Here is a 19,669-nt window from a genome sequence, read left to right on the forward strand (position 1 = left end):
GGCCGGCGGGCCTCAGTGCCTTTTCGTTCGAGAGCGGGCCTCGTGCAACGCGGTGCGTAGTCCCGTGCGGCGTCCGGTGCCGCCGTCGGAAGGTGTGGTGAGGGCAGTGCGGAATTTCAGTTCGGACGCGGTCTCGGGAGCGTCGTCGGCGGTCGCGGACAGGAAGCGGTCCGGGAATGCCAGCTTGTGGATGGTGCGCAGGGTCAGGAAGTATTGCTTGGCAAGCGAACCGGTGGTGTAGGGCAGATCGTATTTCTCACACAGGGCGCGGACCCTCGTCGCTATTTCCGCGTAGCGGTTGCTGGGAAGGTCGGGGAAGAGGTGATGCTCGATCTGGTAGCAGAGGTTGCCGCTCAGGAATGCCAGCACCGCGCCGGCCCGGAAGTTGGCGGTACCCAGCATCTGGCGTAGATACCATTCCGCTCGGGTCTCGTGTTCGAGTTCCGCGGGCGTGAACTTCTCTGCGCCGTCGGGAAAGTGCCCGCAGAAGATCACGACGTACGCCCACAGGTTTCGCAGCAGGTTGGCCGAGAGGTTCGCCGTCAGCGTCCGTCGCCACCGACGCCCGCTGACGGCGGGGAAGAGCACGTAGTCCTTGCCGGCCTGGCGAACGATCTTGCCGAGCAGTGCCCGGGTGTGGGCGCTCTTCTCGGCGGCGGTGTCGACGCGGTCCCGTTCGGAGTACAGTCCGTGCAGGGCGATGCCCCATTCGAATATGAATGCCAACAAAAGGTTCCGCAGCGGCTGCAGCAGATGTTCGGGTTTCCACGGCTGGTCGCGGGTGATGCGGATGACGCCGAACCCGAGGTCGTCGTCCATTCCGACGACGTTGCTGAACACGTGGTGACGATAATTGTGCGAGTATTGCCACTGGGACGACACCCCCGCCATGTCCCACTCCCACGTGCTGGAGTGGATTTCCGGGTCGTTCATCCAGTCCCACTGCCCGTGAGACACGTTGTGCCCGATCTCCATGTTCTCCACGCTCTTGGCGAGAGCTAGGGCGGTCGTCCCGAGGATCCACCCGAACCGTGCCCGGCTGCAATGGATCACCAGGCGTGCAGAGGCATCCAGCACACGCTGGAACGCGATCGTGCGTCGGATGTACGTGGCGTCGCGCTCACCGAGCGAATCGGTGACGTCCCGCCGGATGGCGTCGAGTTCGGAGCGGAGCGACTCGACATCCTCTTCGGTGAGATGTGCGTATTCCTTGATGTCGGATATCGCCATTCTCGACTCCCGATTTCCCGACCCGCTTCGTGCCTCACTGTGAAGTGAACGCCGCATTCCGCAGACTGTCAACACTGTAGATCTACAGTTCAGGCCTACAGTGTTGGTGGAGGTGTCGTGATGGCCGATGAGCCCGAACGTCGTTCGATCCACTCCGACGGCGGCCCGATCACCCGGGAGCGGATACTCGAAGCAGCGCTCGCGATCGTCGACCGGGACGGCATCGACGGGCTGTCCATGCGCCGCCTCGGTAAGGCGCTCGGCCGCGACCCCATGACCCTGTACCGTCACGCTCCGAACAAGGCCGCGTTGCTCGACGGTCTCGCCGAGCGGGTGCTCGACGAACTGGACGTCGATACCGGCGACGGCGACTGGGCCACCCAACTTCGGGAGGTCGCGCGGGGCTTCCGCCGACTGGCCCTCGCTCATCCGCAGGTGGTGCCGCTCCTCGTCACCCGACCGCTGTCGACGCCGCTCGGGCTCAGGCCGCTCGGCACCCTGCGCCCCCTCGAGGACATCCTGACCCTGCTGACCCGGGCGGGGTTCACCGACGCCGACGCCCTGCACGTCTATCGGGCGTTGTTCGGTTTCCTCTACGGCCACATCCTCAACGAACTGCAGGAACTCGTCGAGCGACCCGACGAATCCGACGACCTCCTGCGCCTCGGGCTGCACCGTCTGCCGATCGGTGAATTCCCGCTCCTGCGGGGTCTGGCGCCGGTGCTCGCGTCCTACGACGGCGCCGCCGAACTCGAACGGGGGGTCGACATCCTCCTGGCGGGCCTGACCGCGACGCTGAAGCGTGGGGACGGCTTGACTCCGGAGTGAGCGCGCGTCGGTGATCGGCTCAGCCGACGCCGACGGTCTGTCGCTCGGGCTCGATCACGGCCACGACGCGCTCGTCCTCCCGAGGGTACGGCGCACCCGTGTACTTCGTGGACAGCTCGTCGACGATCTCCCACGCGGCATCGCCGTCGAGCCATTCGACTACTCGCCCGCGGACGACGACGGGCTCGAACGGGTTGTCGACGGGCGCGATGGACAGCGCCACCCGTGGGTCGCGGCGCAGGTTGCGTGCCTTGCGCGAGCCGGGACCGGTGAGGAAGACGATTCGGTCGCCGTGCGCGCCGATCCAGAGGGGAACGGTGTGGGGCGAGCCGTCGGGGAGGGTGGTGGCGAGGTGAGCGATCGAGGTGCCGTCGAGTGTGCGGCGCACGTCGGGGTCAAGCATGGATCTGCTCCTTCATCTGAGGGCGCCGGCGCGAGGCCGACGTCGTGGGGTAGGCGGCAAGGGTCATCGGACCACCGCGTAGTGGAGATGGGTCACGCCGGGCGCTGGGACGACCTCCAGCAAACGGAGTTGCACGTGGTCCGGGAGTTCCTGGAAGAAGCGGCGACCGGCGCCCAGTAGGACGGGGACCTGGTGCAGGACCACCTCGTCGACGAGTCCGGCTTTCAAGGCCGCGGCCAGGACTCCGCCGCCCATGAGGCTGACGTCCTTGTCGCCGGCGGTCTCGCGCGCCGCTGCGACCGCGTCCTCGATTCCGCCGGTGACGAGTGTCTGCTGCTCGGACATCTCCGGCGCAGGCCGATGGCTGAGGACGAACACGCGAGCCGTCGGGTGTGGGCTGCCGCCGCCGAAACGACCGGAATCCTCATAGGTGTTGCGTCCCGCAACGACCGCACCGACGCGGCCGGCGAGGGTGTCGAAGATCCGGGCGCTGGGCTCGCTCAGGCGGAACCCGTCGAACAGCCGACTGGCGGTGTCGCCGTCGCCGTACCAGTCGAACAGGGATGTCCCGTCACCGATTCCGCGGCCGGGTCCCGGATTTCGGCCGGTGATGTAACCGTCGACCGAGACCGCGTGGGCGCTGAAGACCTTGCTCATCTTCGTGTTCCTTTCGGGGTTCCTTCAGGAGACTTCATGAGCGTAACAGTCTGAGTTCCTTCAGGGAACCCCGATTGTTAGACTGGTTCCATGCAACGCACAGATTTCGGTGGGATGGCGTGCTCGATCGCGCGAACGCTCGACGTCATCGGGGAGCCCTGGTCGCCGCTGATCCTGCGCGACGTGTGGGCCGGATTCACCCGATTCGAGCAGATTCAGGCCGACCTCGGCATCTCGCGCAAGGTCCTGACCGAACGACTCAACCACCTCGTGGAGCGCGGCGTGCTCGAGCGCCGGCCCTACGACCGACGGCCGCGGTACGAATACGTCCTGACGGAGAAGGGCATCCAACTCCTCGACGTTCTGATGGCAATGGCCACCTGGGGCGACAACTGGCTCGCGGGGGAGGCGGGCCCGCCCGTCCTCTACCGCCACCACGCGTGCGGCGAGATCAGCACGGCCGACCTGCGTTGCGCACACTGCGGCGAGTCGATGCACGCCGGCGACGTCGAACTACTCCAAGGGCCCGGCGCCGCCGTGTGAACGGTGCGGCCCGCCCCGCCCTCCCGGTGATCGGTCAGACGTTCGGGTCCTTTGGTTGTGCGCCCGGGCTGGTGCTCGCGGTCAGTTCTGTGGGTGTCCAGGAGGGCCAATTGGCTTCGCCGACGAGGTATCCGTCGGTGAACTGGGCGACGATGCGCGGGCCGGTGCTCGCGCTGTTGTCGTACACGGTCACGTGATCACAACGTGGGAACGACTGAGCGACGAGACCCCACAATCTTTGGTATCGCTGGCGGATCTTGTCTTCCGGCACATCGTGCCCGCCGGCTCGCACCCGGTAGCGCACACGCTGGACAGCTAGCTCCTCTGGAACCATCACCACATGCAAGACGACGGTGTACTCGTGTGTGCGCGCTTCGTCGATCAACTTCAGCTTCGACGGATGGGAGAACACCGTCTCGGCGATGAACGACATTCCCCGGCTCAGTAGGTGTGATCGGGTCTTCGCGGCGATCTCTGCCGCCGCGTAGGAGTGTGCAGCCGGATTCGCCGGCCATCGTTGTCTGGCGATCTCGTCGGCATTGACTAACGGGCTGGCCGGCAGCAGGGGAGCAAGGGTGAGCGCCACGAAGGTGGACTTGCCGGCGCCGTTGCAGCCGACCACCAAGTCGAGTCGTTTCACTCGGGCAGGACTGCGTGGGTGCCGTCGGGACGATACTCGATGATCTGACCGTCCTCGGACAACGCGACAGTGGTGACTCCCTGGGCCGCGAGCGCGGCGCCATAGTCGGCGGTGGCCAGTTGTTCCTCGATCGCCGCGTTGATCTCGGCGTTGAACGCTGTGCCTTCTTCGGTTCCGAGTTCGCCGATCGGCAACCGGCCGGCGAGGGCTTCCTCTACTCGGCGCCGGGCCGCGGTCTGCCGGCTCGAGACCGCCCGTCCCACCCGGGCCCAGTGTTCGAGTTGCTGACGTCCTGTGCGGTGCTGCCGTTCTCCTTCGGCCATGGCGCTGGCTACCAGGTCTGCTGCCAGGCGGGTGACCTTGTCTCCACTACTCGGCATTGCTGCCCTCCTGTGGTGTAGCTACTTGCTACAAGTGTAGCTAACGGCTACAGGCTGTGTCGGCGATCGCCCAGCGGGGCTTTCGGCGACTTCAGTTCCTACCCGACGCTAATGGGTACCCATCGCGCACGTAAGTCGGCCTGCCGGCTCGCGGCGAGTGGATTCTGGCCAGTGGTTATGTGCCGCAGAAGGTTTGGAACGTTCGGCTGAACGAGGGCGGGGCGGGTGTGGTGTAGTCGGACCATGCGTCGCGGCGGTCGAACGGATGGGTGACGACCTCCAGTAGCTTCTCGAATGGGGCGAGTTCACCGTCGGTTGCGGCCCGCAAGGCAGCGTCGAGTTGATGGTTGCGTGGGATGTAGAGCGGGTTGACGCGGTCCATCGAGTCCGCGGTCTCCGCCGCCCCGCGCCGGTGCTGTGTCAGGGCGCTGCGCCAGCGGTGCAACCACGGCTCGGTGTGCTCGCGCGGTGCGAGGCTGTCGAGAGGTACCGAATTTCCGCGTAGTTCGTCCGCGAGGGCACGGAAACCACTGGTCCAGTCGACGCGGTGTTCCTGTACCAGCGTCAGAAGGTCGTCGATCAGTGCTCGGTCGAGGGCTGTGCCGGCCATGCCGAGTTTGGCCGCCATGCCTGCAGCGTAGTGGCCGTCGTAACGCTCGTCGAAGGTGTCGAGGACTGCCGATGCCGCGGTGATCGCGTCATCGGGCGCCTGGCCGATCAGCGTGAGCAGCGTTTCGGCGAAGCGCGCCAGATTCCATTTCAGGACGGCGGGTTGGTTGCCGAACGCATAGCGGCCGCTGTGGTCGATCGAACTGAACACCGCCGTCGGGTCGTAGGTGTCGAGGAAGGCGCACGGACCGTAGTCGATGGTCTCCCCGGAGATGGTCGTGTTGTCGGTGTTCATCACCCCGTGCACGAAACCGGTGAGCATCCACCGTGCCACCAGTGACGCTTGCGCCTCGACCACGGCCTCGAAGAACGTCAGGTAGCGATTGCCGTCACCGTTCGCCGGCAGTTCGATCAGCTTCGGGTAGTGGCGGGCGATGGCGTAGTCGGCGAGCGGCTGCAGCAGATCGCCTTGCCGCGCTGCATATTCGAACGTGCCGACGCGCAGGTGGCTGGCTGCGACTCGGGCGAGCACGGCGCCGGGTTCGGTGCCGTTCCGGTGGACGGGCCGGCCTGTCGCGATCACCGACAGTGCGCGGGTGGTGGGGATGCCGAGGGCGTACATGGCCTCGCTGACGAGGTATTCACGCAGCATGGGGCCGACGACCGCGAAGCCGTCGCCGCCCCGGGAGAACGGGGTTCGCCCCGAGCCCTTGAGGTGCAGATCCACACGCTGACCGTCACCATTGGTCAGTTCGCCGAGCAGCAACGCCCGACCGTCTCCGAGGAGCGGCACGTACCCGCCGAACTGATGGCCCGCATATGCCATCGCTACCGGTTTGGCCCCGGTCGGTGCCGTCGATCCGGACAGGACGCCGACTCCGTCCTCGCTGCGCAGTGCGTGTACGTCCAACCTCAGCGCCGCCGCGAGCTGCTCGTTGAGCACGAGCATGGTGGGGTCCGGCACAGGGGCGCCCTGCCACGGCACCGTCAGGGCGCCCAGCTCGTCGGCGAAGGTGCTCGAGAGGCCGGACACCGCGGTGTTCGTGCGCACGGTGGAATCGGGAATTGCAGCCATCAGGTCAGGGTAATCGCTGCACAACCGCGAACAGTTACCCGTCGAAGTCGCTGAAGAGGTAGTTGTCGATGTTCGGCCCCACTCGCCGAGCGAGAACTTCGATGGGGGCATTGGCGACGTCGGGGAGCAGGAGGATGAATTTCGATATCGCCAGCCCGGCCGTTTGGCTGACCACCAGTGCGTAACGCTCGTCCTGGTGATCGCTGCGGACGACATCGCCGAGTGCGCGCTGCACGAGTCCGAGGAAGAAGTCTCGTACTCGCATGGCGATCTCGTCGTGCGTGACGGCGACTCGCAGCAGCGCGATTGCCCGTGCTCGCTGCTGTGGGTTCGTCTCCCAGAATTCGAGTACGCGTCGGATGAAGATCTCGCCGGGCGCGTCGGTCTCGGCGGTGATTCCGGAGAATACGGTCTTCGCGTCGACCTCCGGTTGCAGGGCGGCCACCAGCAGCGCGTTCTTGTTGCCGAAGTAGTGATGGATGAGCGCCGGGTCGACTCCGGCCTCTTTGGCGATGGCGCGCATGGTCGTTCGGTCGAATCCGCGATCGGAGAACAGCTCTCGCGCCGACCGCAGGATGGTGCCGCGCTTGTCGGCGGAGTCGGCGACGACCTTCGGACGGCCGGGCGCGCGACTATCCATGTGCTCCGGCGCGCGCGAGGACCAGCATGCGCTCTTCGATGGTGGCGCGCACGGGCCGGATATCGGCCGCGATGCCGGCTGTGTCCAGGACGGAATCGATCGTCGCCGGATCCGTGTCCGGGACTCGGATCGCCCGGCCGTCCAGGATGACGGGGATTCCGGCATCGTTCAGTGCCGCGAATGCTTGCGCCCATTCCGGAGTGTGCACCGCGACCGCGCGGGTGTCGCCGATGATGTCGTCCTCGCTGCCGGCGGCGACGAGTTGCCCGGACGACATCAGCAACAGGCGATCACATTGCTGTGCTTCTTCCATATAGTGGGTGGTGACCAGGACGCCGACGCCGTTGTCGGCCTGCTGCCGGATGGTGTCCCACAGTCGTGCCCGCGACAGTGCGTCCACGCCGGAGGTCGGCTCGTCCAACACCAGCACGTCGGGTTCGTGTGCCAGGGCCACGACGAACGCCACCTGTCGTTGCGAGCCCAGGGCCAGTTCGCGGACGAGGATGCTGCGCGCGTCGTGAAGTTCGGCGGGAACACCGGGCACGGGAACACCGTAGGCCTCTGCGCTGAAAGCCAGGTTCTCCGCGACGGTCAGATCGCGATAGAGACCGAGATTCTGGGGCACGTAACCCATGCGCGCCCTCCGCGTTCGGTCCGGCGGGCCGCCGAGCAACTCGACCGCTCCCTCCGTCGCGGCGAGCAGACCCAGGAGCATCCGGATCAGCGTGGTCTTCCCGGCCCCGTTGGCCCCGAGAAGACCGACCACCTCGCCGGGGGCGACGGTCATCGACATCGAGTCGACGGCCGTGAAATCACCGAACTTCCGGGTCACCGAGCGTGCCCGCAGAACGTCACCGGTCATGATGCGCCGACCTCCCGGCGACGTGTCAGCGACAACGCGATGACGATGTCTTCGAGGTCGGGCGTGATGGTCGCGGCGTCGGTGCCGGGGTGTCCGTCCTCCCAGTACTCGTGACGTTCCCGGCCGCGGCGCCACGACCACTCCGGTCGCACCGGATCCGCTGCCGAGGTGATGGTGCCGGTGAACCCGGCACGCACCTCGTCGTAGGAGCCCTGGGTGAGGATTCGGCCGGAGTCGAGGACGACGAGGTGCCCGGCTCGTTCGGCCTCGTCGAGGTATGTCGTCGACATGATCACGGCCGCACCGTCCGCGGCGGCCTCCGAGATCAATCGCCACAGGTCGATGCGGCTCACGGGGTCGACGCCGGTGCTCGGTTCGTCGAGGATCAGCATCGTGGGCCGGTGCAGCATCGCCATCGCCGTGCCCAGTTTGCGCCGCATCCCTCCCGACAACGCCGAGGCGAGTCGGTCCGCCGCATCACCCAGCCCGGCGCGGTCGATGAGTTCCTCGCGCCGCTCGGCCAATTCGCTGCCGCCCAGGCCGTAGATGCCGCCGACGAAATCCATGTTCTGCCGAACCGTCAGCGCCGCCCAACTCCCCGGGCCCGCACAGAGAAACCCGATGTCGTGCTTGGCCGGGGCGTGCACGGTCCCACTGTCGGGGAGGACCTCTCCCACGAACGTCCGCAACAGCGTCGACTTCCCCGCTCCGTCGCCACCGACCAGGGCCACCACCTGGCCGGCCGGAACGTCGATGCTCACTCCGTCGAGGGCTGTCCGGTCGCCGAACCGGACGACGACGGACTCGGTCGCGGCGATCATGCGGCGTCCGCACCGGTCGGATCGACCGATTTCGACGCCTCGGCCTTACTCGCCTTCGAAACGTCCGGCGCGAGATCTCGCCGGAAACGAAGCGTCGACCCGGTGAACACCACGATCGCCATCACGGCCAGCACGACCAGCGGCAACCACAACGACGAGATCGGCGCGTCACGCAACATCACGCCCTGCGAGATCATCGTGAAATACGTCAGCGGAAGCAGGTAACCGATCCAGCGAACCCCAGCCGCCATCGCGTCGAGCGGAAAAATCATGCCGGACAACAAGATCTGTGGCATCAGGAACAGGAATGCCGTTTGGATCGCTTGTCCGGTGGTCTGCGAGATCGTCGATATCAGCACACCGAGACCGAGGACGACGAACAGGAAGAGCGCGGCGCCGAGCGCGAACACCAGCACGTTGCCGTTGAACGGCACCCCGAACAGCACCATGCCCAGCACCGTCACAACGGTCATGTCCAGCGCGGCGAGCAGAAAATAGGGCACGATCTTGCCCAGGATCACCTGACTCGGGCGGATCGGCATGACCGCGAGTTGCTCGAGGGTCCCGGCCTCACGTTCCCGGACCAGGCCGATGCTGGTGACGATCGTGCCGATGAACGTGAGGATCAGGCCGATGATCGCCGGCACCATCACCCACGACGTCTTCAGGTCGGGATTGAACAACACCTCGGTGCGGACCTGGTCGCCGAGTTTGTTCAGGATCGACACCGTCGACTGGGCGGCGAACAGATTCGAGCCGTCCACCAGTGCCGTCGACTGTTCCGTGGGGGTCGACCCGGTCACCACCACGACGTCGACCTTGTTCTCCCGCAACAGATCCGTCGCCTGGGCGGTCGAGCCGTCGACGTCTGTCTGCGTCACGTCGAAGAACGGCGGCAACGACGTGCTCACCTGCTGCGCCGAGGGGCCCATGACCGCCGTCTCGACCGAGGACACATAGAAGTTGGCCGCGTAGCCGAAGATCACGAGCAGGAGAAGAGGCAGCGCGATCAACATCGCCAATGTGCGGGGGTCCCGCCGAAGTTCGCGAAATTCCTTGAGAATCATGGCGCGCATATTCGATGCTAGGCACGCCGAATGGCCTGGGTCAACGGTTGATGAATTACCCGCCGTGCCGGAGATCCGCCGCGTCTGTCACTGCCGAAGGGCGGCGTCCAGCATGCGGATCAACTCGCCGACCCGTCCGCCGCCACCCGGTGCCGCCGGAAAACGTCCGAGTACGTCGACGACGACCGGTGTCGCACGCTGGACCGCTCGCTCGACGTGTTCGGCGCCGACGGTCCGATCGTCACCGGCGACGAGTTCGGCCGCTCTCGCCGCGTACGCGGCCGCTCCGAGAATGTGCTTGACCTGGGTGGCCTTCGCCAAGGGATGCAGGTAGGCAGCGCCTGCCGCGGCCATCGCCGCCCACGCCGCCTCGCGCGCGGCCTCGGTGTCTGTGCACTTGGCCGCCGCGAGCGCCGCCCACGCCGCGTCGCGCAGAGATTTCCCGCGCTCACCACCCCGAGCGAACTCCCACGCGGCAGCGATCGCGTCGCGGGGCCGGGAGTCGTCCGGCTGATCGGCCTCGAATATGTCGAGTACCCCCTCCGCGCACCCCGCGGCGAACGCGGTGACCTCACGAAGATCCTGATTGCTCAGAACGATTTCCGTTGCTTCCCCTGCCATGGATCCATTTTCGACCACCGGACGACCGGGCATCGAGACTGTCCCCCAAAGTGGACTGTGGCGCACGACACAGCCGCTCGTAGCGTTCCTGGCACCGACGAAAGTGCGTGTTCAAGACAATCCCACGCCCATGATTGGGCTGAACGGAGTATGTGATGAGCGGAGACCTGAACGAGGTCGGGACCGGTGTCAACCTATTCACCGCAGGGGAGGTTCGCGGTACCGCGCGGTGGTTCAACGACACGGCCGACGTGCTGTCGATCGACGACGACGATCTCGAGGACACGATCGCGTTCGTCAGCAAGGGTGGGATGACCTTCCTGTCGCCGATCCTGCCCGACCTGCGCGCGATCGTCTGTACAGCCGGGAGCCGGGAATCGCACCTCGCGATCCTGTCGCGGGAGTCCGACGTGCCCTGCGTGCTCGCCGCCGAACTGACCGGAACCGTCGCCGACGGCGACACCGTGGTGCTGGACCTGTCCGATACCGAGACCGCCCGCGTGGCCGTCGCGGCAGGGGCGGTGACGGCGTGACCGCGCAACTGACCACTCCCGTGAACGTGGAGGCTCTGTACACGGACCCGGCCTACGAGCCCACACTCGAGGAGTGGAACTGGCTCGTGCACGCTGCGGGTGCGGCCTACAAGTCCGAACTGTCCGCGCGGACCGTGTTCGAGTCGGAACTGTTCGGCATGAACACCTACATCCTGATGTCGATGATGGAGGACTACCTGAGGGTGCCGGAGCGCATCCGCACCATCCGGCAGCACGCCACCCCCACCGAGCTGGTGCGCAAGGCTCTGCCCATCGGCAACAAGCGCAGCTTCATCAACCTCGCGGCCACCCCGCTGCACTATCTCACCGGTCGTGAGCTGTTCGTCGACCTCGGAGAGAACACCCTGTCGGACGGTCTGGACGATCAGCTCGAGGTGCTCCGCTTCTGGCGCGAGGCGACCATCGCGATGCGCACCGACAACGTCCTGTTCAACATGGACGCGGAGCCGGAGAACAGTTCCCATGTCATCGACGGCGACGTGCTGGCGCAGATCCGCTCCCACCTCGTCCCCGCCGACGACGAGGTCAAGGCGGGGATTCGCAAATTCGGCGCGCGGCTGACCGCGTACGCGTTCCTGGAGAACTGCGACGCGCGCACCGCGGTGTGCGACACCGGGCCCTATCAGCTCGAGGACGGCACGTTCCTCGCGCTGCGGGAGACCTGCACGGACGGCGACGGCGACTTCCCCTGGGTCGACGGTATCCGGGAAACGCTGCCCTACCATCATTTCGTCATCGCCTACCGGCTGCCCGCCACGGTGAAGATGGACAACAACGTCTGGGGCACCGCCTGGTTCACACCCAGCGACTACCAGGCCGACATCATCGAAACCCGGGTGTTCTGCACCGACGACGGCACCCTCCGCCCCCTCGGTGCCGACGAGGTCGAGGAGGCCACCAAGGCGATCCGCAAGGCACACCGAGCGCTGTACCAGCGCTTGGCCGAAACCGATGCCGAGGAACGCAACCTGTACGCCACCGAGATGTACGCGTGGAAGCTCAAGGCGTGGGCACGACTCGCCGGCTGCTACGACGAGATCGATTGGGCCATAACGCCGCGGATCGCCGAATCCTTCCGGAAGTTCAGCGATCCCGACCTCGCGCTGCAGTTGATCGGTGGCGTCTTCGTTCCGCAGGACCGCGACGGTTGCTTCCGTCCACTGGGAGGTTAGGCCATGTCGATTCTCGGGAAGGGAGATCCGTCGTACGCCTTTGCGCCGGTGACCGGAACAGTGCGCCATTTCCGGTCACCGGACGACGTGATCGCCTCGCTCGACAGCGACCTCGAGTCCACGATCGCGCTCGTCGCGTCGGGCGGCACGACATTCCTGTCACCGATCCTGGGCCGGCTCGGGGGAATCGTCTGTCTGGATGGGACACTCCGCTCACACCTGGCGATCGTCTCACGAGAGTTCGAGGTCCCGTGTCTGGTCGGTACCGAACTGTCCGAGGACATCCCCGACGGCACCGAAGTCACGCTTCGTATCGACGAGCAGACGGGAGTCGTTGCTTCCCCGGATCCTGACACCGCATCGGACCCGTCCGCGGATGTGAGCGCCGCGTGGTGGGACTACATCCGGCGCGTGGGAGACGAGATCGCCGTCAAGGACTTCACGGTCGACGTCTCGGGTGCTGCGCTCGAGGCACTCCTCTCCGAGGAACTCACCGACGACCGCCTCGACGACCTCGTCCAGCACATGGGCCGGGCCATGAAACCCGAATTGACGCGCCGGTCCGGGTTCACGTCCGAACTGTTTCCGATGCTGCCCTATATGACGCTGTCGGTCATCGAGGATTTCCACAGCTACGTGGATCGGATACGTGTGATCGACGCGGCTGTGCCGGCGGAAGAGCTGGGTCGCCGGTTGCGTGAGGGGCCGAACAAGGTCAGCCCGCTGTGGATCTGGATGATCGGCTACCACTTCCTCTGCGGTCGAGAGTGCCTGATCCAGATGGGCGCCATCGAGCCCGGTGACCACCGGGAGGATATCCGCACCGTCGTGGACTTCTGGCGCCGGCTCACCCTGGCACATCGTGGTGACGGCACACTCGACTACAAGGACGCCGGATTCACCAACCGGTACCTGCCGACGGCCGTCGTCGACGAGCTGGTCGGCGCGGCAACGGTGTTGGATGCGGCCACCGCGAAGAGCCTCAAGCGGCTGAACGCCACGGTGTCGGGATACTCGTTCCTGTATTTCTGTGATTCACGGGTCGGCATCTGCGACTCCGGTCCGTATCCGCGGCCGACGGGAAACCGGCAGACGATCGTGCGGGACTATCTCTCCCTCGGCCCCAGTGCATGGGCGTATCCGTGGGCGGACGATCTGGACCCGCCCTACACCGGATTGACGATGGTCCTGACGTTCGACCGCGCGAAGTTCACCGAGTTCGAAATCAACGACTGGGGAACCACGTTCACCGAACCGGATCAACTTCTGGCCGTCGTCGACGAAGCTGCCGTGTACGGGTATCGCGCCGACGGCACCCGTGAGCTGATCGCGCCGGAAGACTGGCCGAATGTTGCGGCGGATCTCAGCCGATGCCACATGGGCCTGTATCAGAAATTCGCCACCATGGACCGGAGCGACCGAATCATGGCCGCCACCACCATGTACACCTCGGGGCTTCGCCCCTTTGCCGCCGAGGCCGGGGTGACGGATCAGGTCGACTGGGCGATGTCGCCGAAGACGCTTGCGCTCTACCCTGATCCGTTCGACGACGACGACCGGGCCGCGGCCGTATTCGGAGGTGCCCTGGTGGCACACGACATGCCCGGATCCTTCTCACCCATTCGCTGAACCATTCGAGAGGAGGCGCTCCCATGCGCCAATCGATGCAGAAACTCATTCACGCCGACGAGCTGTTGTGTCATCAGACGCCGGAAACCTTCGCGACCATCAGCCATGCCGACACGTCGTGGACGGAGAAGCTGTGGTCTTCGCTCTTCGCTCGTGACGGGTCCATCCAGGTCGACATCGGTCTCGGGAAATACCACAACCGGAACGTGATGGACATGTTCGCCGGCGTCTCGCGGGGGAAGGAGCAGCTGACGGTTCGAGCCAGCAGGCAGCTCGATCTCGACGGCGAGCGGATCGGTGTGGGGCCCTTGGACTACGAGGTCATCGAGCCGCTCCGTCAGGTGCGCTGGGTCCTGCAGGAGAACGACGTGGTCCCACTGCGATTCGACCTCACCGTCACCGGAGTGCTGCCGCCGTTTCTGGAGCAGAAGGATGCCCAGCGTGAGCCGCAGGGCTTCCGGGTGCAGTCCGATCTGCTCCGGTACCACCAGGCGTCGACGGTCAGCGGTGAGATCTGGCTCGACGGCGAGCGTATCGAGGTGCGCGACGAGGAGTGGTTCGGCTTCCGCGACCACTCCTGGGGAGTGCGGATGGACGTCGGTGAGCCCGCACCGGATGTCTTCAAACCTCAGCGGCTCGACGGCGACTTCATTCTCACCTGGAGTCCGATGTGGATGCAGCGTCCCGACGGGTCCAGCTACGAGATCCACCACTACCTGCAATGGGTCGACGGTGCGGTGACCTACTTCTCGGGCTTCGAGAATCTTCCCGACGGAACCCAGCGCCCGCTGCAAGGATTGAGAGACGACCTCAAGTACGACCCCGACAACAGGCGACTCCTCGGTGGGACGCTGACCTTCGACGCGGGGTGGGGCGAGACGCGCACCCTCGAGATCGAACCGGTCAGTGACACCGGGTTCCACCTCGGCACGGGACTGTACTTCGGGTTCAAGGGCCAGCGGCACGGGCAATGGCAGGGACCCGAACACCTCGACGGTGAACGGTACGCGGATGTCTCCGATTCCGATACCGCACGCGAGGTACACCAGTTGCGGGACTGCGTGATCCGCTGCCGCGAAGGCGACGCCGTCGGGTACGGCATCTTCGAATCGATGGTGATCGGTGAGCATCCCCGCTACGGGCTGACGAAGGAGACGTCCTTCCTCTGACCGGAGCGTGACGGGGCCGCGGACTAATTGTCCGCGGCCCCTTACTCATATCCGCTGCGCCCGCGCCAGCAGCGCCAGTTCCATCCGGGACTGGCAGCCGGTGGTCGTGAGGATTCGGGTGACGTACTTCTTCACGCTGTCCTCGGCCAGGGAGAGGATCTCGGCGATCTGCGCATTCGACAATCCGTCCGCGACGAGCCGGACGACCTGCCGCTGCCGCACGGAGAGCCGTGCAAGGGCGGCCTGCGACTTCGACGCGGGCAGGCCGCGAGCCATGGCGGACATCTGCTGGCTCAGCAGGCGCAGCGTGGCCGCCTCCGAGGCGCCGATCTTGCCGGGCTCCGGGTCGAACATCCCCAGCAGTGCCGTGTGTCCCGCGCTCAGCTCCAGGCGCAATGCGGCAGCGGTCTGCATGCGCCACGTGGAGGAGAGGAAGTATCTGACGTAGGCGTCGGCCGCCGCCGGCAACTGGCCCATCGACTGCAGTTCGTCCAATGACGACACCCCGCTGGAGACGAGTTGCCGCATCGCCGCCGGCGTGCCGAAGATGTCGTAGCGGGCCCACCGGTCCTGGTACTCGGGCAGCATCTTGGCGGTTTTGCCCGCCGTCAGGGGTGCCGAGTCCTCGAAGACGGTGTGGAAGGTCGCGCCGGCGAAGAACGACACGTGTCTCAGGGCGAAGTGCTCACTGATCGCCTCGACGGCCCGTTCCTTGAAGTCGGGAAGGCAGGCCGCGCCGGAGCACTGTTCGAGGATGTCGAAGGCACGCTCGTAGTCGGCCTTGCTCAGGTTGGCGCGGAACGGGGAGCGGTTTCGGGACGAGGACTTTGCGCTCGGCGTTGTCCCGGAAGTGTCCCCCAACGTGGACTGGGTCACACCACGGAGCGTAACTAGTTTTAGGTCACAACGCCAAGAAGCCGGAGAAAAAATACCAGGTAGCCACCTGTTTCCGGCCGCGTCGGCGGCTGCGTCCGTCCCGAGGAAACGTGAGGTGACATGTCCGACTCCGTGGTTACGCCCCCGAAATGGGGATCGACCGAAATGCTCCCATTGCCGGGCCGCTTCAACACCGCTGTGCGGTCGTTGGCGGCACAACGATTCTCCGCCACCGGCGAGCGGTGGAAAGACAGCGTGTTCGAACGTCAGTTCGAGATCTTCTCGGTGGAGGATGCGCGAGCGATCGAGCAGGAGGCCCTGGATTCCGGGTACCGGTTCGAGTACTCCGCGACGGTCTCGCTCGAATCCGAGCCGCACAAGTACAAGCGAACCGACCGAGAGGCGCGGGAGTTCTCGGAAGACCGGGACTCGGACGGTCGCCGTCACGTGGGTATCGGCGACAACGTGATCAAGAAGTCCCAGACGGTCATCGGACCGGTCGCGTTGATCTCCGCCGTCGAGCAGGTCATGGAATTCCTCACCGACGGCATCCCGCCCGGCACGATCGCCGTGATCGACGACTCGGGCGGCACCTTGACCGCACCGATCATCGAAGGGTTCGCCGGCGTCATCTGCCTCGGCGGCACCGTGCGCTCGCACCTGGGCATCCTCGCCCGTGAGTACGACGTCCCCACGCTGATGAACTGCAAGATCAACGACCTGAAGAACGGCGACCTGGTCGAACTCGAAGTGACCGCGGCGCCCCCGGCAGCGGATGCCTACGAGACGGGCGACACCGGGCATGCCCGGATCTGGCTGATCGAAAGCGAGAGCTGAGACCATGGCGAATCTGAACTACCGGACCCTGCTGGAGACCAACAACTACCTCCGGAGTCTGTCCGACACCACCTACTGGCTGTGCATCACGCGGACGGTGCAGGAGTCGAAGCTGTTCCCGATGAACCCGTACATGCTGGTGAGCTATCTCAACAGCTTCTACCGGTTGCCGACCCTGCTGCGCGAGATCGACGCGGCGACGCCCGCCGAGGAACTCGGAGACCGCGCCCGCGAGGTCAGCCTCAAGGTGGACACGGTCAACGCGGCGTGGGGCATGCCCGCGTTCTACCTCATCGGCCGCGAAATGCTGATGAACTGGGGGCTCCTGCGGCCCACCGACGCGGTCGACGACGTCGTCGACGTGCTCGACTTCTCCCGGCGGTTCAATCTGGCCTACCACCGCAACGACGGACACCTGACGAACAAGGAATTCGGCGACCGCAGCCAGTTCCTGCCCGAACGAACCCTGCAGGTGTTCGAGTCCGACCTGCACGGTGTGGTGCCCGGTGACCGGCTGCACACCGCCGCAACCAAACTCGTCGCCCAACTGTCCCAGTACGCGTTCCTCGCGCACTGCGAGTGCCGCATCGGCCTGCACAACAGCGGCCCCTACGACTTCGGCAACAACCGGCAGATGATCATGCGGGACTTCTTCGACCTCACCGAAGGTGACTACCCGTGGCTCGACGGCATCGCCACCCAATTGCCGTTCAACAACCTCACGATCCCGATCGTCTTCAAGGGAACCAACTTCCACTTGATGGACGACTGGGCGTCCTTCGAGGCCGAACCCGGATACAACGCCGCCAACATCGAAGCGGTCGGGATGTACACCTCGGACGCGTTGACCGACGGCTACATTCCGGTCGGCATGGACGACGCCGACACCCTGGCCGATACCATGGAGCAGTACCGGGAGATCCTCAACGAGGCGACCACCGACCTGTGGAAGCGGATCGCCACCTGGTCACGCGAGCAGATGATCGACGCCGGCGCCCTGGTCTACTCCTCGGTCGGCAAGGACTTCGCGCATCTCGCCGGAACCTACCGGCAGGACGACTGGTTCCAGGTCGACGAACGAGTGCAGCGGTTCAAGCCCCTGCTCAACGACGAATACGGACGCGACAACCTCGGCGAGATGGTGGGCCTGCTGGGATTGCCCCACCAGACGAGCAACGAGTACACCATGGCCCGCTACTCCGACCTGAATCGCAACATGCTCACCGGCATCCCCTACTCGGTGCTCACCGACGACGACTACGCACCGACGGCAGGTGACCGGTTCACCGGCTCGTCGAGCCTGCCCGGCAAGACCGGTGTGTGGACCACGAGTGCCGGGCGCATCGACATCGACGACTACAACTCGCGCGCACGGGGATTCACTCCCTCCGTGCTCGACGGTGGCAACCGCTACCTCGACGAGGAATGGGTGAAGTGGAACCACGGGACCCCGCAGGCGGACGAGCTGTACCGCCTCGCACAGCGCGGCTCCCGAAACCTGGAGGGCCGCGGGTCCGGGCTGCGTCGCGCCGACCTGCCCGCCGCGAGCGAGACGAAGGAATGACGATGCAGATCGGTGACCTGATCCGCCGCGCCGGGCGGCAGTACGGTGCCGCCCCCGCGTTGATCGACGGCGACCGGGTGGTCAGCTTCGCCGAATTCGACGCACTCACCGACCGGCTCGGCCACGCGCTGCTGGCCCGCGGTCTGGACGCCGGTGACCGCGTCGCGGTGCTCATGCCGAACGGGATCGACGGCGTCGTCGTCTACTACGCCCTCGCGAAGGCCGGGCTGGTCCGGGTCCCGCTGAACGTCCGAGAGACCGCGCACGAGCACGCCTACAAGGTCGAGGATTCGCAGGCACGAGCGCTGGTCCACGCCGGAGAGCCGCCCGCACGGGTCGAGGTGATGATCACCGCCGACGAGCTGCCCGGCCTCATCGCCGGCGCCGCCGAGGGCCCCTGCGACGTGCGGCGCGACCAGGACGAACCACTGCGGTTGGCCTACACCGGCGGCACGACCGGCAAGCCCAAGGCGGTGGTCCTGACCACGCGCAGCGAGCTCGCCGAAGTGGCGAATTTCCTGGTCGACCTGCTGCCGAACCTGCGACCGGACTCGGTGATGCTGCACGCCGCCCCGATCACCCACGGCAGCGGCGCGTTCTTCCTGCCGCACCTGGTCAAGGGCGCCCCGAACGTCATCGTGTCGAAATTCTCGCCCGGCGCCTTCCTCGACGCCGCACAGAAGTACCGGGCCACGTCGACGTTCATGGTGCCGACGATGATCGCGATGCTGCTCGAAGATCCCGCCACGGCAACAGCGGATCTCGCCCTCGAGCGCTTGTGCTACGGAGGAGCCCCGATCGCGACCAGTGTGCTCCGACGCGGAATCGACCTCCTCGGACCGGTTTTCGCGCAGCTCTACGGTCAGGCGGAGGCCCCGCTGGCGATCACCTGCCTGCAGCCGTGGGAACACACACCGGAACGATTGACCTCCGCCGGTAAGCCCTACACGTTCGTCGAGGTGCAGGTCCGGGCCGCCGACGGCACCGTGCTCGGACCGGACGAGGTCGGGGAGGTCCTGACCCGGGGGCCGCACACGATGAGCCGGTACTGGCGTCGCCCGGACGCCACCGCCGAGACGATCGAACCGGACGGCTGGTTGCACACCGGCGACATCGGACGCTGGGACGACGACGGATACCTGCACCTGCTCGACCGCAGGCACGACGTCATCATCTCGGGCGGCTTCAACGTCTACCCCCGCGAGGTCGAAGACGCCCTGCTGACCCACCCCGCGGTCGTCGAGGCCGCCGTCGTGGGCCTGCCCGACGAGAAGTGGGGCGAACGGGTCGCCGCCGCTGTCGTCACCCGCTCCACCGCCGAGCCCGACGAGATCCTCGAGTTCTGCGCCGATCGACTCGCCGGTTTCAAACGGCCTCGTTCCCTGGAGATCTGGCCGAACATCCCCACCAGTCCGGTCGGGAAATCCCTGCGCCGCGAAGTGCGCGACCGCATGGTCGCCGCGCAGGTCTGACCCCGACACCGAAAGGACCC

General features: G+C 66.1%; 21 protein-coding genes. 9 read left to right on the forward strand and 12 right to left on the reverse strand.

From position 1 onward, the window contains the following. Positions 1–12: 12 nt before the first annotated feature. Positions 13–1,230 carry a fatty acid desaturase family protein gene (locus tag ACFU5V_RS06280; protein WP_378697693.1) on the reverse strand — a complete coding sequence of 406 codons (1,218 nt, stop codon included), beginning with the start codon at positions 1,228–1,230 and terminating at the stop codon, positions 13–15. Between the two features lie 120 nt (positions 1,231–1,350). Here ACFU5V_RS06280 and ACFU5V_RS06285 point away from each other — a divergent pair, with 120 nt between their 5' ends. Further along, positions 1,351–2,058, forward strand: coding sequence for a TetR/AcrR family transcriptional regulator C-terminal domain-containing protein (locus ACFU5V_RS06285; RefSeq protein WP_378697695.1), 708 nt, complete (start codon positions 1,351–1,353; stop codon positions 2,056–2,058). 19 nt (positions 2,059–2,077) lie between these two features. Here the strand turns inward: ACFU5V_RS06285 and ACFU5V_RS06290 are convergent, their stop codons facing one another. Together ACFU5V_RS06290 and ACFU5V_RS06295 are read right to left on the reverse strand one after the other, a co-directional pair. Beyond that, the gene (locus ACFU5V_RS06290; RefSeq protein ID WP_378697697.1) at positions 2,078–2,461 is read right to left on the reverse strand and encodes a PPOX class F420-dependent oxidoreductase; all 384 of its coding nucleotides are present in this window, start codon (positions 2,459–2,461) and stop codon (positions 2,078–2,080) included. A 63-nt stretch (positions 2,462–2,524) separates the two neighbouring features. Then, positions 2,525–3,118 (reverse strand): dihydrofolate reductase family protein, encoded by a 594-nt coding sequence (locus ACFU5V_RS06295; RefSeq protein ID WP_378435642.1) that lies wholly within the window; start codon positions 3,116–3,118, stop codon positions 2,525–2,527. Between the two features lie 90 nt (positions 3,119–3,208). Between ACFU5V_RS06295 and ACFU5V_RS06300 the strand changes: the two genes are divergently transcribed. Then, a complete protein-coding gene (locus tag ACFU5V_RS06300) occupies positions 3,209–3,661 on the forward strand; it encodes a winged helix-turn-helix transcriptional regulator (RefSeq protein ID WP_378697699.1) in 453 nt (150 codons plus the stop codon). Between the two features lie 34 nt (positions 3,662–3,695). On the opposite strand, the gene ACFU5V_RS06305 is transcribed toward ACFU5V_RS06300, so the two are convergent. The 8 genes from ACFU5V_RS06305 to ACFU5V_RS06340 form a co-directional block, all read right to left on the reverse strand. Next, positions 3,696–4,301 carry a zeta toxin family protein gene (locus ACFU5V_RS06305; protein ID WP_378697701.1) on the reverse strand — a complete coding sequence of 202 codons (606 nt, stop codon included), beginning with the start codon at positions 4,299–4,301 and terminating at the stop codon, positions 3,696–3,698. Further along, positions 4,298–4,681, reverse strand: a complete 384-nt coding sequence (locus ACFU5V_RS06310; RefSeq protein ID WP_378435636.1) for a hypothetical protein — start codon at positions 4,679–4,681, stop codon at positions 4,298–4,300. The genes ACFU5V_RS06305 and ACFU5V_RS06310 overlap by 4 nt, the downstream gene beginning before the upstream one ends. Positions 4,682–4,856: 175 nt before the next feature. Further along, positions 4,857–6,365, reverse strand: coding sequence for a YdiU family protein (locus ACFU5V_RS06315; protein WP_378697703.1), 1,509 nt, complete (start codon positions 6,363–6,365; stop codon positions 4,857–4,859). A 34-nt stretch (positions 6,366–6,399) separates the two neighbouring features. Then, the gene (locus ACFU5V_RS06320) at positions 6,400–7,005 is read right to left on the reverse strand and encodes a TetR family transcriptional regulator (RefSeq protein WP_378697705.1); all 606 of its coding nucleotides are present in this window, start codon (positions 7,003–7,005) and stop codon (positions 6,400–6,402) included. Beyond that, a complete protein-coding gene (locus ACFU5V_RS06325) occupies positions 6,998–7,867 on the reverse strand; it encodes an ABC transporter ATP-binding protein (protein ID WP_378697707.1) in 870 nt (289 codons plus the stop codon). The genes ACFU5V_RS06320 and ACFU5V_RS06325 overlap by 8 nt, the downstream gene beginning before the upstream one ends. Continuing rightward, positions 7,864–8,688, reverse strand: coding sequence for an ABC transporter ATP-binding protein (locus tag ACFU5V_RS06330; RefSeq protein ID WP_378697709.1), 825 nt, complete (start codon positions 8,686–8,688; stop codon positions 7,864–7,866). Before ACFU5V_RS06330 ends, ACFU5V_RS06325 begins: the two co-directional genes overlap by 4 nt. After that, a complete protein-coding gene (locus ACFU5V_RS06335; RefSeq protein ID WP_378697711.1) occupies positions 8,685–9,764 on the reverse strand; it encodes an ABC transporter permease in 1,080 nt (359 codons plus the stop codon). Before ACFU5V_RS06335 ends, ACFU5V_RS06330 begins: the two co-directional genes overlap by 4 nt. A gap of 78 nt (positions 9,765–9,842) precedes the next feature. Then, complete coding sequence (locus ACFU5V_RS06340; RefSeq protein ID WP_378697713.1) at positions 9,843–10,376, reverse strand: putative immunity protein; 534 nt, start codon at positions 10,374–10,376, stop codon at positions 9,843–9,845. Between the two features lie 155 nt (positions 10,377–10,531). Between ACFU5V_RS06340 and ACFU5V_RS06345 the strand changes: the two genes are divergently transcribed. From ACFU5V_RS06345 to ACFU5V_RS06360, 4 genes are read left to right on the forward strand one after another with little or no spacing between them, the layout of a single operon-like run. Then, positions 10,532–10,909, forward strand: a complete 378-nt coding sequence (locus ACFU5V_RS06345; protein ID WP_087556370.1) for a PEP-utilizing enzyme — start codon at positions 10,532–10,534, stop codon at positions 10,907–10,909. Then, positions 10,906–12,102 carry a hypothetical protein gene (locus ACFU5V_RS06350; RefSeq protein WP_378697715.1) on the forward strand — a complete coding sequence of 399 codons (1,197 nt, stop codon included), beginning with the start codon at positions 10,906–10,908 and terminating at the stop codon, positions 12,100–12,102. Before ACFU5V_RS06345 ends, ACFU5V_RS06350 begins: the two co-directional genes overlap by 4 nt. Positions 12,103–12,105: 3 nt before the next feature. After that, complete coding sequence (locus tag ACFU5V_RS06355; protein WP_378697717.1) at positions 12,106–13,731, forward strand: PEP-utilizing enzyme; 1,626 nt, start codon at positions 12,106–12,108, stop codon at positions 13,729–13,731. Between the two features lie 23 nt (positions 13,732–13,754). Continuing rightward, a complete protein-coding gene (locus tag ACFU5V_RS06360) occupies positions 13,755–14,900 on the forward strand; it encodes a hypothetical protein (protein ID WP_257890916.1) in 1,146 nt (381 codons plus the stop codon). 45 nt (positions 14,901–14,945) lie between these two features. Here ACFU5V_RS06360 and ACFU5V_RS06365 read toward each other — a convergent pair whose 3' ends face one another. Then, complete coding sequence (locus tag ACFU5V_RS06365; protein WP_095861602.1) at positions 14,946–15,776, reverse strand: helix-turn-helix transcriptional regulator; 831 nt, start codon at positions 15,774–15,776, stop codon at positions 14,946–14,948. Positions 15,777–15,941: 165 nt separating this feature from the next. On the opposite strand from ACFU5V_RS06365, the gene ACFU5V_RS06370 reads away from it, so the two are divergent. Genes ACFU5V_RS06370 through ACFU5V_RS06380 form a run of 3 tightly spaced genes read left to right on the forward strand, consistent with a single transcriptional unit; the run spans position 15,942 to position 19,649 of the window. Next, positions 15,942–16,613 carry a PEP-utilizing enzyme gene (locus tag ACFU5V_RS06370; RefSeq protein WP_095861703.1) on the forward strand — a complete coding sequence of 224 codons (672 nt, stop codon included), beginning with the start codon at positions 15,942–15,944 and terminating at the stop codon, positions 16,611–16,613. A gap of 4 nt (positions 16,614–16,617) precedes the next feature. Beyond that, on the forward strand, positions 16,618–18,177 hold the full coding sequence (locus ACFU5V_RS06375; protein ID WP_378697722.1) for a hypothetical protein: 1,560 nt from the start codon (positions 16,618–16,620) through the stop codon (positions 18,175–18,177). Positions 18,178–18,179: 2 nt separating this feature from the next. Further along, positions 18,180–19,649, forward strand: a complete 1,470-nt coding sequence (locus ACFU5V_RS06380) for an AMP-binding protein (RefSeq protein ID WP_378697724.1) — start codon at positions 18,180–18,182, stop codon at positions 19,647–19,649. The last annotated feature ends 20 nt before the right edge of the window (positions 19,650–19,669 follow it).

The sequence above is a fragment of the Rhodococcus sp. NPDC057529 genome (assembly GCF_042802055.1).
Lineage (GTDB): Bacteria > Actinomycetota > Actinomycetes > Mycobacteriales > Mycobacteriaceae > Rhodococcus_F.